This is a genomic window from Streptosporangium subroseum (assembly GCF_900188345.1).
In the GTDB taxonomy this organism is placed as follows: domain Bacteria; phylum Actinomycetota; class Actinomycetes; order Streptosporangiales; family Streptosporangiaceae; genus Streptosporangium; species Streptosporangium subroseum.
Genome location: NZ_FZOD01000075.1, coordinates 1 through 14,873, shown reverse-complemented (window position 1 = coordinate 14,873; position 14,873 = coordinate 1). Strand labels below are relative to the sequence as shown.

Annotated in this window: 12 protein-coding genes; 5 read left to right on the top strand and 7 right to left on the bottom strand. The window is 69.7% G+C overall.

The genetic code is table 11. The features are described 5' to 3' along the window. Nucleotide 1 precedes the first annotated feature (1 nt). The 6 genes from CHC08_RS41140 to CHC08_RS50140 all read right to left on the bottom strand — a co-directional run bounded on the left by CHC08_RS41140 (nt 2) and on the right by CHC08_RS50140 (nt 6,846). Nucleotides 2–841, bottom strand: coding sequence for a class I SAM-dependent methyltransferase (locus CHC08_RS41140; protein WP_089212813.1), 840 nt, complete (start codon nt 839–841; stop codon nt 2–4). 226 nt (nt 842–1,067) lie between these two features. Beyond that, complete coding sequence (locus CHC08_RS41135) at nt 1,068–2,201, bottom strand: glycosyltransferase family 4 protein (RefSeq protein WP_089212812.1); 1,134 nt, start codon at nt 2,199–2,201, stop codon at nt 1,068–1,070. Then, nucleotides 2,202–3,125: a glycosyltransferase family 2 protein gene (locus tag CHC08_RS41130; protein ID WP_089212811.1), complete on the bottom strand. Its 924-nt coding sequence runs from the start codon at nt 3,123–3,125 to the stop codon at nt 2,202–2,204. Between the two features lie 73 nt (nt 3,126–3,198). Continuing rightward, the gene (locus tag CHC08_RS41125; protein WP_143653564.1) at nt 3,199–3,975 is read right to left on the bottom strand and encodes a permease-like cell division protein FtsX; all 777 of its coding nucleotides are present in this window, start codon (nt 3,973–3,975) and stop codon (nt 3,199–3,201) included. A 230-nt stretch (nt 3,976–4,205) separates the two neighbouring features. Continuing rightward, nucleotides 4,206–4,451: a type II toxin-antitoxin system Phd/YefM family antitoxin gene (locus CHC08_RS41120; protein ID WP_089212809.1), complete on the bottom strand. Its 246-nt coding sequence runs from the start codon at nt 4,449–4,451 to the stop codon at nt 4,206–4,208. Between the two features lie 67 nt (nt 4,452–4,518). Beyond that, entirely contained in the window at nt 4,519–6,846 is a 2,328-nt protein-coding gene (locus CHC08_RS50140) for a hypothetical protein (RefSeq protein ID WP_179282506.1), read from the bottom strand. Between the two features lie 124 nt (nt 6,847–6,970). Between CHC08_RS50140 and CHC08_RS41105 the strand changes: the two genes are divergently transcribed. The 5 genes from CHC08_RS41105 to CHC08_RS41085 all read left to right on the top strand — a co-directional run bounded on the left by CHC08_RS41105 (nt 6,971) and on the right by CHC08_RS41085 (nt 14,369). Further along, complete coding sequence (locus CHC08_RS41105) at nt 6,971–8,362, top strand: hypothetical protein (RefSeq protein ID WP_245878888.1); 1,392 nt, start codon at nt 6,971–6,973, stop codon at nt 8,360–8,362. Nucleotides 8,363–8,519: 157 nt separating this feature from the next. Further along, nucleotides 8,520–10,097: an LCP family protein gene (locus CHC08_RS41100; protein ID WP_089212807.1), complete on the top strand. Its 1,578-nt coding sequence runs from the start codon at nt 8,520–8,522 to the stop codon at nt 10,095–10,097. Nucleotides 10,098–10,546: 449 nt separating this feature from the next. Further along, on the top strand, nt 10,547–12,382 hold the full coding sequence (locus CHC08_RS41095; RefSeq protein WP_089212806.1) for an acyltransferase family protein: 1,836 nt from the start codon (nt 10,547–10,549) through the stop codon (nt 12,380–12,382). A 100-nt stretch (nt 12,383–12,482) separates the two neighbouring features. Next, nucleotides 12,483–13,553, top strand: coding sequence for a glycosyltransferase family 4 protein (locus tag CHC08_RS41090; protein ID WP_338055730.1), 1,071 nt, complete (start codon nt 12,483–12,485; stop codon nt 13,551–13,553). A 78-nt stretch (nt 13,554–13,631) separates the two neighbouring features. Beyond that, entirely contained in the window at nt 13,632–14,369 is a 738-nt protein-coding gene (locus CHC08_RS41085; protein ID WP_089212804.1) for an acetoacetate decarboxylase family protein, read from the top strand. Nucleotides 14,370–14,463: 94 nt separating this feature from the next. On the opposite strand, the gene CHC08_RS41080 is transcribed toward CHC08_RS41085, so the two are convergent. Further along, nucleotides 14,464–14,873 (bottom strand): carbohydrate kinase family protein (locus CHC08_RS41080; protein WP_245878887.1); only part of this gene is annotated, 410 nt, incomplete at its 5' end.

Below are 14,873 nucleotides of genomic sequence, written 5' to 3'. Positions count from 1 at the left end.
CTCACAGTGTGCGAACCGGGTCGGGCGGCTGCGGCAGGGACACTCCGGCGGGGCGGCGGTCGCTCTTGGTCGCCACCCACAGGTAGGTCGGCACCACCGGCAGCAGCGCGCGCAGGACGGGCCGCGGCATCCGCGAGAGCGCGCCCCCGGCCACCCGGCCGATCACCCCGGGAAACAGCTCGGACCCGGCGAACGCCGCCGGGGTGGCGAGCACCGGGAAGGTGTAGTCCCACACGCGCAGGCCGCGCGCCATCCTGCGCAGGCCGCGACGCGTCCGGTAGCGCTCGTAGTAGCTGTCGGCCCTGCCGGACAGCCGGACGTAGCGGTCGGCCAGCGCGGGCGGCAGGTAGGACAGGAACGGCAGCTTGTAGTGCGGCTCCATCACCCCGAGCCGGTTGCCCAGTCCCAGGTAGAGGAGGCCGTCGTCGGTGAGCACCCGGCGCATCTCGGCCATGATCGCGTCCGGGTCGACCACGTGCTCGTAGATGTGGTTGAAGACCAGCACGTCGACGGACCCGTCGGGGAAGGGCAGGGCGGTGCCGTCGGCACACACGAACTCGACCCGCTCACCGAACCGCTGGGCCGCCTTGCGCAGGCCCGGCACGTCGATGTCGACGCCGAACGTCCGGCTCGCGCCCGCCGCGGCGAGCTCGTCGGCGATGAACCCCGCCGAGCACCCGATGTCGGCGACCGTCAGCCCGGCGAGGACGTCCTTGTCCCGGCCGAGGAAGTGACCGAGCACCGCCACGATCTTCGCGGCCTTGCGGCGGCGTTTCTCCTCGTCGAGCATCGCCGCCTGGAACTCGGAGTATTCAAGCTGCGCCACCCGTTCGGTGCTCATCGGTCGCCCACCGCTCCTCGGTCGCCCACTGCTTTCCGTGCCGCCACGACGTCACTCACCACATATCGACGCATCATGATGCCGCTCGCCGCACCTTGACGCACGGCGACGCCCATCAACGCACTGTCATGCGCGGTGACGCCTGTTACTGCACCCTGTTGCACAGCGAAGCCCAAGAATACCGGTGCCCCGGGACCCCACCGCCGGATAACGCCCAGGCCGGGCGTCAGGGTGAGACCAGCGCCTCGAGGTAGGAGGCCCAGTAGGGCTCGGGGTCGACGGCCTTGACCCCGGCGCGGAGCCGCTCGGGCTCGCCTGGACGGTAGAACCCGTCCAGCGCCGCGCGCAGCGCCTCCACCGAGCCGGGCTCGACCAGCAGCCCGTCCACCCCGTCGGTGACGTGGTCGCCGAGCGTGCCGACCCGGGTGGCGATCACCGGCACCCCGTGCTCGTGGCCGAACCACACCTGCTGGCTGGCCGTCCCGCTCCTGTAGGGCAGGACCAGCGCGTCCACGTCCGCGAACAGCCCCGGCACGTCCGCCGCGGCCACGTAGCCGGGGCGCAGCTCCACCCGATCGGTCAGGCCGAGCTCGGCGACCAGGGCCTTCGTCTCGTCCAGGCCACCCCAGAACTCCCCCGCCACCCGCAGCGACACACCCTCGGGCAGCGCGCGGATCAGCAGGTCCAGCCCCTTGTACGGCCGGACGAGGCCGAAGAACAGCAGCCGGTCGTGCACGGGGCCGCGCTCCCCGAAGCCCTGCTCCCCGGACTCAGGCTCTCCGGGATGCCGTTCCCCAGGCCCGTGCTCCCCCGGCTTGTGTTCGTCGGCCCGGGGCGGGAGGTGCGGCGCCATCTCCGCGGTCCGCACGGGAGCGGGCGTCAGCTCGCGGGCCAGCACGGCCTGCCGCTCGGAGTGGACAAGCACCACGTCCGCCCGGCGCAGCAGCGCCTTCATCAGCGGCGCGTCGTACGGCTTGGACTCGTGCGGCAGGACGTTGTGGCAGAGCGCCACGACCTTGGTCCGGCGGCGCAGGCCGTACAGGATGCCCAGGTAGGGCGGGACCTGCACGGGGCTGAGCACCGCGAAAATCACCAGATCGGCGCTCCTGAGCCGCCGGCCGCAGCGGACCCAACCGTCCGGGCGACGCCAGTCGAGGTCGCGCCGGACGTGCGGGAACGGCTCGCCGTCGGGGGTGTCGACGGTCTGCTGCCCGGGATAGAGAAAGGAGGGGTACTGCGCCCGCCACGACTCGATCACCACGTCGTGCCCGGCGGCCCGCAGACGGTGCGCCAGCTCGGTGGTGTGCGCGGCGCCGCCACCCTTGTAGGGATAGGTCGGCCCGACGACCACGATCCGCATCTACTCGCTCCTGGACCGCACGATGAGGTCGGCCAGCAGCGCCAGCGAGCCGATGAGCAGGCCGGACAGGAAGATCACGATGGTGTTGCTGGTCAGGTAGAACCCGTAGCGGAAGATGTCGACGACACCCTTGACCAGGCCGATGCCGACCAGCCAGAGCGCGGGCGGCATGAGGACCTTGAGCGGGTTGAAGTACATGACCATCCGCAGCACCTGCAGGATGTAACGGTAGGCGTCGGAGATGAAGCTGAACTTCGACGTGCCCGCCCGCTTGCTGTAGCCGATCGGCAGGTAGTAGACGTCGTGCTGGTTCGACAGGAACGACAGCGTGATCGTCGTGACGCAGGAGAACCCGGGCGGCAGCAGCCGCAGGTACGGCTTGGCGACCGACTTGCGGAACGCCCGCAGCCCGCTGTTGAGGTCGGGGATCTTCTGCCCGGCCAGCCGCTCGGCCACCTTGCGGATGAACCACTTCGCCGGAACCCGGAGGAGCTTGTGCGAGCCCTCCTCGGTGGTCCGCGCGCCCACGACCTGGTCGATCGCCGGGTCCTTCTCCAGGATCTGGATGAGCTCGGGGATGCGCTCGTTCGGATACGTCATGTCGGCGTCGGTCCACACGACGATCTCGCCGCGCGCCTCCTGCGTGCCGATCCTGCGCACCGTTCCGGACCCGCCGTTGCGGTGGAACGCCCGGACCCGCATGTTCGGGAACCGCGGCTCGGCCTCCTGCAGCTTGGCCAGGGTCTGGTCGGTGGAGAAGTCGTCGACCGCCACGAGTTCGTAGGTGTATCCGCTGTGGTCCATGGCCTCGCAGATGCGCTCGACCTCGGCGATGACGTGGTCCTGCTCGTTGTAACACGGCAGGACGATGGTCACGTACGGTGTTGCGTCCACAGCTGATCCACTCTCGGGCGTCTCGGGCATGCTCACGTCGGGCGAGGATACTCTGCCCAGCCGGAGGCCGAACGCACTTCACCTCCCCGGGCAGGTCCCGCACCTACCAACCGTCGTCCACAATCCTGGCAGAGCTGACGCCCGACATCACCTTGACCGTGTCGATCAGCACCTGGGCGTCACCCGGATCGGCGAGCTTGACGTAGTAGGACTCGGGGAACCCCTGAGGGTCAGATGCCTTGCGCATCCACCAGAACGAGAACACCTTCGCGGCATGCTCGGAATCCTCGAAGTAAACCTTTTCGACTCCCTCCACGGTTCCCAGCCTGGCCTCGATTCTCTCCTTGTCCCACGGGGTGGCGCCATCGTGCCCATCACAGGTGCCGGACGCCTCCCCCGGCCCGCACAACGTGATCTCGACGTCGGCTTTGCCCTCCCAGAAGGAACCCCCCAAGGTGAAGACATTGGAAACGCCGGCCATCTTCTCGAAGGTGGAGCGGATCGGCACGATGTCGGCCCGCCGATGAAGCCTGCCCTTGAACGACTCCGGCATGTCGTCGACCTGGAGGGCCGAGAGCAAAGCCTTGTTGTCGGGGTTCTGCTTCCGGAAGTTCGCATACGCCTTCTTCTGGGATTCGAACCTCACCTCCGCCACCTCGGGCATCGCCCGCAGCCTCGCCTCAATGGTTCGTTTCTGCTTCGGTGTGATCGTCCGGTTGCGGCAGTTGTTCAGGATGTCGCCGTTCATACAGAGATAGATGTCGAACACTCCGTCTTGGGGCCAGGGACCCGCCGGAGGCGGGGACACCTGGATGAGGCCCTGACGGACATGGCGGCCTTCGGCCTCGGCCGCCGCGGCCCCGGTCGCTCCGAGTGCCACCGCGACGACCATCACACCGGCCGGCAGCGCGCGACGGGCACCGGCCCATGTCCGGCTCCGGGACCGCCGCCCCGAGTCCCCAGAGGACAGATGTTCTGCTTCGGAAACCTCGGGGTTCAAGCGCATGAACCCGACTATGTCGATCTTGGCGGTTCCCGGTCAACTCACTGCCTGACGCCACTCGGTGGGACACCGGCTCCGTGGCCAGGGTCGCCCGGTGTCCACGATGATCATTCGCCGAATCCGCCGAGGTTCTCGTCCGCATGGGACGCCCACGTGGGATCCCCGCTCGTCGCGTAACCCACAGCGGGCATGGCCGTCCTCGGCTGGCGTAGCGGAATGACCACGGCAATGGGCTCGCCCCGCTCCGTGATGATCAGCGTCTCGCCTGCCTTGACCCGCGAGAGAACCTGGCCGGTGCCATGGCTGAGGTCACGTACACCTACCGTGTGGTCATTGGACAACGGCTCACTCATGTGGCGATCGTCCCCCTCAAGTGGTCACATCGGCAGAAGAATCTCTCTTTCGGCCAGGTCCGGGCGACTACAGAACGGCCATCCAGACGTTGACGCCCAGGGACCAGGTGCCGTTGGGGGGGTCGACGAGGGAGCGCTCGTCCTGACGGGTGCTGAGACTCATGATCTGGACGGGTCTGCCGTAGGCGGAGAGCTGGTCGGCCTTGGCGGCGAGCAGGACCGGGACGCGGCCGGTGGTGCGGATGCGCTCGATCAGGCGGTTGACGGTGAGCCCGAGGGAGACGTCGGCCTTTAGGGGGATGGCGGCCCGGGCGGTGGGAAGGTCGCAGGTGCCCCGGACGACCTGGGTGAGCCGGTCACCCGTGACCCGCTCCACGATCAGCACCGAGGCCCGGGCAGGAAGGGCCGCGCACATCCCCTCGACCGCCGCGCGCTCGCCGCGCTCGATCGGGGTGAACGCCGTCCCACCGGAGGTGAGCGCCGCGGGGATCAGAAGCAGCGCCGCGCCGAAGGCGACGATGCCCTTCTGGGGGGTCAGGCCGTACCCCGATCTGCGCGCCTTGTCCCGCGCCCAGCGCAGGCCCCAGACGGCGAGCAGGATCAGGCCGGGGATGACGATCGGGACCAGGCGCCGGGAGGCCCACGGCTGGTCGGGGGTGATCGCCGGGCGGTAGAGCGTGGTGAAGGTGGTCCAGCCGATGATGGCCAGCGGCAGCAGCCAGCCGAACTCACCCCTCCTGACCAGCCTGCGCGTGAGCACGGCCGCCGCCAGCGTGGCCAGGATCACCACGGGGATCCCGACGTACCAGATCACCCAGGAGAGGGACTCCTCGTAGTACAGCCGGGCACCGTTCATCGGCAGCCCGTTCACCTGCTGGGTCTTCTCGATGAACTCGTAGTTCAGCTGATCCTCTTGCGTGGTGGGCTGCCGGGTGACGGTCTGCAGCCATGGCCGGACCGCGAAGGCCACCATGACCAGCACGACCAGGCCGCCGGCGATCTCGGGCAGCCGCCGGATCCCGGCGGCCCGCCGGAGGACCACGGCGATTCGCGGCGCGAGGACCGCGGCGACCAGGGTGAGGAGCAGGACCGCGCCGCAGATCGCCAGCAGCGGCTTGAGGGAGCCCGACAGATAGTCCAGGTACGGCCTGGAGAGCAGGTAGGCGGCCGCGAACCCCAGAGCGGTCCCCGCGGCCAGCCCGCAGAGCAGCGGAACGCCGAGACGTCCCTCGTCCCGGGCTCCGACCCGGCGCAGGGCGATCAGCAGCCCGGCGTAGACGAACACGGGAAGCACGTCGCGCAGCCCGTCGATCCTGACCAGGACGGCCAGCCCGAACACCAGACCCGCCAGGACCGCGCCGATCACGGCGTCGGACCGTGCCGGACGGACCCTGCCCGGCTCCTCTCCCGGGAGGCCGACCGGTTCCGTTCCGGAGGGATCGATCAGTTCGACTCCGGAGTGGCCGGTCGATTCCGCTCCCAAGGAACCGGTCTGTTCCGCCCCCGAGAGGCCGGTCGATTCAATTCCCGAGGGACCGATCGGTTCCGCTCCGGAGGGAACGGTCTGCTCCGCTCCCAAGGGACCAATCGGTTCCGCTCCCGGGGGACGGATCGGCGGGACGCCGAGGCCGGTGACGCCGGAACGGAGCCTGGCCTGGGCGTCGAGCAGCAGGGCCAGGCCGCCGAAGAGCAGGATCAGGGACGGGATCTCGCTGAAGGTGGTCCGCGAGGTGTAGAGGATCGGGAGGCTGACCGCGAAGACCAGCGCGGCCAGAGGTGCCCAGCGCGCGCCGACCAGGCGGGCGACGACCCCCGCGAAAACGAGCACGGCCAGCGCTCCCAGCAGCGGTGGCACCAGCACGAGCCCCGGGATGCCGCCCAGCCAGACGCCCACCGCGTCGATCATGGGTGACCCCGGCATGAACTGCGGCACGATCGCGCCGCCGAAGTCGTACAGGCCCATGCTGTCGAAGTGCAGCGCCAGATCGCCACCGCCGAAGGCCGCCTCCTGGAAGGGGATCGGCAGCGAGCCGTGGCCGGCCAGCCAGAGGGCGTACTGGGCGTACGTGGAGGGGTCGCGGCGGATGATCAGTTGCTCGCTGTGGAACAGGCCGTTGAAGATGCCCGAGGCCAGGGCCACGGCGATCACCGCCGCCGTCTGCCGGGCGGTCGCCTCGACCGTCTTCGGCAGGCGGCGCAGGCCGTACCGGCACAGGAGCGCGGCGACCAGCAGGCCCAGCGGGATCGCGGCGATCGGCCGGAACCAGCCGAGCAGCAGCAGCGGCAGCCCTGCCAGCAGCCAGCCCGCCAGCCCGAGTGCGGGCACGACCGAGACCACGGCGAGCACCGTGCCCGCCGAAGGTCTGCGCGTGTGATCCAGCCGACCGGTCCTCATGGCGTGCCCCGAGCGTAGTGGCAGGCCGAAGCGACGGTGGCACACGCATGCGGCTGCGCGGCGGCGTGGCGAAAACCGGTAGCGTACGCGCAGCATTCGAAGGGGGTGGAGATTGGTGGGGTGGGTGCGGCGGCACCGTTTTTTCCTGGGTGTTCTGGGCCTCGGAGCCGTCCTGCGGGTGATCACCATGCTCGGTTACCGGCCCGCGCTCTGGTTTCCCGACTCCTACACCTACATCGTCACCGCGCTGAGGCCCCGCCCCGACCTGGTCCGCCCGGCCGGATACTCGATGTTCCTGCGGCTCCTCGAACCGTTTCACAGTTTCGCCTTTGTCACGCTGGTCCAGCACCTGCTGGGGCTGCTGGTCGGCGTGCTCGTCTATCTCACCGCCCGGCGGCTGGGCGCGCCCGGCTGGGCCGCGGTGGGAGCGTCCGTTCCCCCCTTGCTGGACGCCTACCAGATCGAACTGGAGCACCTGCTGGTCTCCGACACCCTGTTCGCCGTTCTGGTCATGTCGGCGGTCTGCCTGGGCGTGCGGCAGACCGCCGGGTGGCGTACGGCGTGCGGGATCGGGCTGCTGCTCGCGGCGGCGACCCTGACCCGGACCGTCGGGCTGCCGATGATCGCGCTCTTCGCGGCCTGGATGCTCTACCGGGAGCGGGGCCGGGTGTTCACGGCCAGGGTGCTGATGCCCGCCGGGGTGATGCTGGTCGCGGCGACGCTGCCGATCCTGGGATACGGGGCCTGGTTCTACGCGACCTATCAGCGGGTCGGCATCGTGGGAGCCAACGGCGTCTTCCTCTATTCCAAGACGATGACCTTCGCCGACTGCGCGGTGATGAAGCCGCCGCCGGACCTGGCCGTGCTCTGCGACCCCCGGCCGCCCGCGCTACGGCCTCCCGCGCAGGAGTACGTCTGGAGCCAGGACTCGCCGCTGGTCAAGCTGCCCGGCATCACCTTCACCGGGACGACCGACACCATGGCCGGGCAGTTCGCGTCGCTGGCCATCCGGAGCCAGCCGCTGGACTATCTGGGATCGGTCGCCTCGGAGCTGGTCCGGTCGTTCACCTGGGGCCGTCCGGTCTATCCGGACCAGGAGGTCTACGACTACTACGAGTTCCCGGACAGACCACCTGCCCCGCCGGGCCGCTACCCGGCCACGGAAGGCGCCGAGTCCGCCCGGCGCTACGAGCGGGGTCCGATCACCACCCGGATCGTCGAACCCTACGCGGGCTGGATGCGTACCTATCAGGACATCGTTCGGCTACCCGGAACGGCGGTGCTGGTGATCCTGCTCATCCCGCCGATCGCCGCGGCCGTCCGGCGGTTCCGCCCGGAGTCCACGGCGTGGGTGCTGCCGTGGACGACGGCGGTGGTGTTGCTGGTGATGCCTCCTGCGGTCGCGGAGTTCGACTATCGATACGTCCTGCCGGCCGTGCCGGCCGCGTGCCTGGCTGCGGCCTTGGTTGCGGGTAAACCTAATTTCCGTAATATTCCAAGAAATGTCCGTATTTGAGTATGCTGGCCGCCAGTTCAGCATGGCGGCGGTCAGGGGACGGTCTTGAGCAAATTCATGTCATGGCAGCTGTCGGCGCGCGTCTCGTGACCTACTCTTTGGGCGCGATGAACGACCTGGAACAGCGCCGGACGTTGCCGCGAAGCGAGGGGATCGCATGAGCGACCACCGGCATGCCGGAGCAAAGGACCGCGGGGCCGAACCGGGCCGCCGGGCTTCCCGGCGTGCGGGCGATGACGGAGGACCGCCTCCGGAGAATCTCCCTCCGAACGGTGCGCCGCCGCAGGGCCGCAAGAGCGGGCTGGGCGTGGGCGGCTGGGTCAGCATCGCGGTGACCGGCGTCATGGTGCTCGGCACCCTCGGCGGCTACACGCTCTACCGGAACACCCTCGCCGGCTTCAACACGATCGACCTCAGCGGCAAGCTCAGCGCGAACCGCCCGGTGAACGAGACCGGGGCCATCAACGTGCTGCTGGTCGGCTCCGACACCCGCGAGGGCGACAACCTGCAGTACGGCCAGAAGATGCTCAACGCGGGCAAGCGAACCGACACGATCATCCTCATGCACATCTCGCCGAACCGCGACAAGGCGACGCTCATCAGCTTCCCCCGCGACTCCGTGGTGGACATGCCCGCGTGCAAGAGCGAGGCCGGCGCCCCGGTCGCCGCGAGGCACGAGATGATCAACGCCGCCTACAACGAGGGCGGCATCACCTGCACGATCGACACGCTCGAGTCCCTCACCCAGATCCCCATCGACCACTTCGTCGAGGTCGACTTCACCGGCTTCAAGAACATCGTGGACGCCCTCGACGGCGTCCGGATCTGCCTGAAGGAGCCGGTGAACAGCAAGAAGGCCAAGCTCACCCTCTCCGCCGGCTGGCACAACCTCAAGGGCGAGGAGGCCCTGGGATACGTACGGCTGCGCGACTACGGCGACGGCAGCGACATCCAGCGGATCAAGCGCCAGCAGGTCTTCCTCAGCAAGGTGGTGGACAAGGCGACCAGCAGCGCGCTGCTCACCGACCCCGGCAAGCTCTTCTCCTTCATCGGGGCCGCCTCGAAGTCGGTCCGGATGGACAAGGCGCTGGCCAACGACACCCAGACCCTGGTCAAGATCGCGCAGAGCGCCAAGGCGCTGACCGCGAGCGGCGTCAAGTTCATCACCGTCCCGTGGGGCGCGGACCCCGACGACAAGAACCGGGTCGTCTGGAGGCAGCCCGCCGCGAACGAGCTGTTCGAGGCGATCCGCAGCGACACCGAGGTGCTCCCCACCGCCGCCCCCACCGGGCCCGCCAAGCCGACCGTCAAGAACGAGCAGGTCCGGGTCCAGGTCTTCAACGGCACCGACACGCCGGGCAGGGCCAAGGAGGTGGCCGACAAGCTGACCGCCCAGGGCTTCGTCGTGACCAACGTCGGCAACGCCCGCCCGGTGGCCGGCAACGTGCCCACCACCACGCTCAGGTATGCCAAGAAGGACACCGAGGGCCCCGCCTACGGAGACACCCTGGCCGCCAGGCTCTCCGGTGAGAAGCGCGCCCCGGTCGCCGGCAAGGTGAAGCCGATCAGCACGGAGGCCTACGTGCCGCCCACGCCGATCGCCAAGCCGCCCACCACCGGCCCGATCCTCCAGCTGGTCATCGGCGCCGACTGGCCGGGCGTCCGGGTCCCCACCAAGATCCCGGACTCTCTCAAGGACCAGGTCGTCGACAACAAGACCGACCCCTGCCAGTAGGTCCTGGCGACGACGGCCGATCGAGCGGCGAGGGCGCCGGGATCAGGCGGCGAACCTCGCCGTCCGATCCCGGCGCCCCGGCTCACGAACGGCTCCATGGCATCCGCGCCGACTCACGAACGGCTCCACGGTGCCTGCCCGGCGTTCGTTCTCCCGCCTCAGCCGACGACCGGCGACATGCCCCCCTCACCGGCTCACGGCCGGCGCGGTGACCCCCTCGGCTCCCTCGCAGGTCGGCGACCCGCGACATGACTTCGACAGGTTCCCGACAGTCACGATTCACCGAGAACCCCTTGAAACTCGGCGTACTCGTGCGACAGAGAGCTCATCATCGGTTTAGGGTGGTCAGGTCGGCGAGGCGAGCCCATACTCGCCCCCATGCCCCGCCGCCTTCGCGCTAGCGTGCCGACTCCTTCCCGGTCTCCGACAGATGGCTGAGCGTTTCCCCCGTGAGTGACATCCGCCCTTCTTTCCCGACACCGGCCCCTCAGGACGACGGCGTCCCCGACGCCGACACCGGTAGGCCGACCGGCGGGCAGGGCCGGACCCCCGCCCCGCAGCCGACGCCTGAGCGCTCGTGGCGGCCTCCGGCGTCCCAGCCCTCCTGGCCGGAGCCACCGGCCCAGCCGTACGCCTCCGGGCGGCAGGAGCGCGGGCACGCGCCGGAGGAAGAGGACCCCGGCGAGGTCACCGCGTGGGGCTACCCCGCCTACCAGGAGCCGCCGGACGCGCCGGACGGCTCCCGCGAACCGCGGCAGGACCAGGCGCACGAGCCCCAGCGGGGCCGCCCCTACGGCTCCCCGGATCCGCTCCGCGCCTCCGCACCCCTGGAGCCCCTGGCGTGGCGGGAACCCCCGGAATCGCGAGACTCCCAGGGCACCCACGAAACCGCGTGGGCTCCCGAGTCGACCGGGCCGAACCGGCGGGAGTCCCCGTGGCGCGAGGAAGGCGCCCCGGAGGGCGCGCCCCCCTCGCCTCGCGTCTCCCCCGAGGCGCCGCCGTCCCGCCGTCCGCTCCCGCAGCCCCGGGAGGCCCTGCTGCCTCCCCTGGAGGCGCCGCCGGCCCCGGCGGACCGGCCCTTCTCCTACTGGGAGAGCAGCGGCCGGCAGAGCGCCGAGCCCTCGTTCTGGAGCCGGTCCTCCGACCCCGAGCGCGAGGCGATGCGGGAGTGGCGGGCCGAGCGCGAGCGGGAGCAGGCAGAGGAGCCCCCCGCTCCCCCGGTCAAGAAGAAGCGCGACCCGTATCTCGACAACGTGAAGTTCGTGCTGATCGCCCTGGTCGCGACCGGGCACTCGCTGGTGCCCACCCTGAGCGCGCACTCGGCGAAGTCGGCGTACATCTTCATCTACATGTTCCACATGCCGGCGTTCGTGCTGGTCAGCGGCTACCTCGGCCGCAACTTCTGGAACTCCAACGCCAAGATCAACAAACTGGTCGACACCCTGCTGATCCCGTACGCGGTCGTCGAGATCGGCTACGCGCTGCTCCGCTACGGACTGGGTCAGAAGTGGACCCTGACGATCATCGACCCGGCCTGGCTGAACTGGTATCTGCTGGCCCTGGTCCTCTGGCGGATCTCCACGCCCATCTGGACCCGGATGCGGCAGCCGCTGCTGATCGCGGTGATCATCTACATGATGGCGGGCTTCTCGGAGATCGGCGGCGACTTCAGCATCGACCGCTTCTTCGGCCTGCTCCCGTTCTACGTGCTCGGCCTGCTGCTCAGGCCGGAGCACTTCGACCTGCTCAAGCCGATCTGGGTCAGGATCCTGGGCGGGGTCGTCCTCGTCGGGGCGGCGGGGGTGGCGATCTTCATCGCCCCTCACGTCAAGCTCGCCCCGGTCTACTACCGCTACAGCTTCAAGGGCATGGACATGTCCTGGTGGATGGGTCTCGGCGTACGCGGCGCCATGCTGGTCGCGGGGATGATCATGACGTTCGCCGTGCTCGCGGTGATTCCCCGGAGGGAGACCTGGTTCTCCGACCTCGGCACCCGAACGCTCTACGCCTATCTGCTCCACGGCGTCATCGTGCTCATCGCCAAGGACCAGCACTGGCTGAGCTTCCCCTGGCTGCACGGCCCGCTGGGCGTGATGGCGATCGCGTCGAGCGCGCTGGCCCTGGTCATCGTCCTGTGCCTGCCGGAGACCCGCACGCTCTTCAAGTGGCTGCTCGAACCCCGCCTGGTCTGGCTCTACCGCCGGCCGTCGGCGTCGGCGGAGGCCGTTCCCAAGCCGCCGGACGAGCCCGCCGCCAGGGAGAGTTCAGCCTCAGTTACCCGGTAATTAACGCAACACATCCGGTGATGACGGAAGAGACGCGCAGCATCGGTGTATGCGGGTATGTGTCGGCACAATTGTCCATCACCCCGAAGACGCCCGGATCATGCATCGGCAGATCCGGTCGCTCCTCGAGGCGGGACACGAGATCACCTATGTAGCGCCCTTCACCGACTGCAACGTCACGCCCGATCCCCGGATCCGGCCGATCGACGTTCCCCGTGCGGTCGGACGTCGCCGCCGGCGCGCGCTGAAGGCCGCCCGCAAGGCTCTCAAGCGCGGGGTGGAGGGTGCCGACCTGCTGATCGTCCATGACATCGAGCTGCTGTTCCGGCTCCCCAGGCGCCGTCCCGCCACGGTGTGGGACGTGCACGAGGACACGGCCGCCGCGCTGGAGGCCAAGCCGTACCTCCCCGAGTACCTCCGGCGGATCCTGCCGTCGCTGGTCCGCCGGATCGAGGCCCGCGCGGAGCGCCGCCTGCACCTGATCCTGGCCGAGGAGGCCTACCAGGAGCGATTCGCCCAGACCCATCCGATCGTGCTCAACACCACCTACGTGCCCCCTCGGCTGCCTTCGCCGTCCGGCCAGAACCGGGTGGTCTACGTGGGCCACCTCTCCCAGGCCAGGGGGGCGATCGAGCTGATCGAGCTGGCCAGGCGGCTCGTCCCGTACGGGATCAGGCTGGACCTGATCGGCGCCGCCGACGCCGAGATCCGGCCGCTGCTGAGGGACGCGCAGCGGGAGGGCCTGCTCGACTGGTACGGCTACGTGCCCAACAAGCACGCGCTGCGGATGGCCGAGAAGGCGATCGCCGGACTGTCGCTTCTGCATGACGTGCCCAACTACCGGCAGTCGATGCCGACCAAGGTCATCGAATACATGGCCAGGGGGATCCCCGTGATCACCACGCCTCTCCCCACGGCCGCCTCGATGATCGACCGGGCCCGCTGCGGGACCGTCGTACCCTTCGGGGACGTGGACGCGACGCTGCAGGCCGTACTGGCGCTGCGGGACGACCCCGAGGAGGCCTCGGCGATGGGGGCCCGCGGCTACGCGGAAGCCCTGTCCCACTACAACTGGCCTGACCACTCGGGCGCGTTCGTCGGGCGACTGGAGGAGTGGGCGACGGCGAGCGCCGCCCCCGCGCGCGCCCACCGTCGCGCCCTGGTGGTCTGACCCCTCCTGCCCGCTTCGTCCGGGAAGGATTACTTCCGCACCAGTGACGTGGAGACCGGAGATTGGTGTACTGGAGACATGGCACGCCATCTGATCCAGGGGCGCGAGATCGCTATGCCGGTGCGCATCAGGGACGCCGCGGTCTGCAGTGCCTCCTATCTGGTCCGGGCCGACGCGGCACGGGCCGTGATCGCCTATTCGAGGCTGGACGCCGCCGAGGTGCTGCCCGGCAAGGCCCTGTGCACGCTGGTGTTCGCCGACTACACCGACGGCGACCTGGGCTCCTACCACGAGTTCGGCGTCGCCTTCCTGATCCGGCCGCCCGGCGCTGATCCGGCGCCCCGCAGGGGCCTGCGCGCGAGCCTGTGGGAGCTGCACAGGCTCGGCGCCGGAGCGTTCATCCACTGGCTCCCGGTCGACCAGGGCTTCACCCTGGAGGCGGGCCGTACGATCTGGGGCCTGCCCAAGGAGCTCGCCGACATCGACCTGCGCCTGTCGTCGCCCTACAAACGGTGCATCGTCCGCAAGGACGGCCGGCTGGTGCTGGACCTGCTGATCAAACCCGGCACCCCGGTGCCCGGCAACGGCATGGCGTCCGTCCTTGACGCCTACAGCCATCAGGACGGCGTCACCCGCCGCATTCCCTGGTCGATATCCTCTCGCGGGGTTCGCATGCGCCCCGGAGGCGCGCTGATCCGCCTGGGCAACCACTCCGTCGCCAAGGAGCTGAGCGAGCTCGGCCTGCCCAAGCGCGCCCTGATGACCAGCACGGTCTCCCACCTCTCCATGACCCTCGGCGAGGCGAAGGAGCCCTAGCCGGGGAGCCCTGGATCTCAAGGTCCAGCGGTGGCGGCCCTCACAGCCCTGGGCTTCGAGGTCCAGCAGTGGCGGCTCGGCCCTCAGGGGAGCCCTAGGCTTCGAGCTCCAACAGCGGCAGCTCCGCCCTCATGGGCAGGCCCTGCCAGTCGCTGGGCCCGGAGGCCGCGAATGCCGCCAGCAGGCCGCCCCTGCGCAGCCTGTCCGCCGGGTGCAGGTGCTCCAGCAGCGCGCTGAGATAGCCCGCGACAAAGGCGTCCCCGGAGCCGTTGGGGTCGACCACGGGTGTGGAGGGGCTGGCGGCGTCGTGGCGGACGCCGTCCACCCGGACGCTCGCCCCTCGGGCACCGCGCATCACGATGACCTCCCGGTCGCCGTTGAGCGCCGGCTTGACCAGGTCCAGCTCGCTCTGCCGGACGAACAATATGTCGGCCGAGCAGGCCAGCACGCTGAGGATCTCCTCGGCCTCCCGGAGATCGGGCCAGAGCTGGTCTCGGTAGTCGA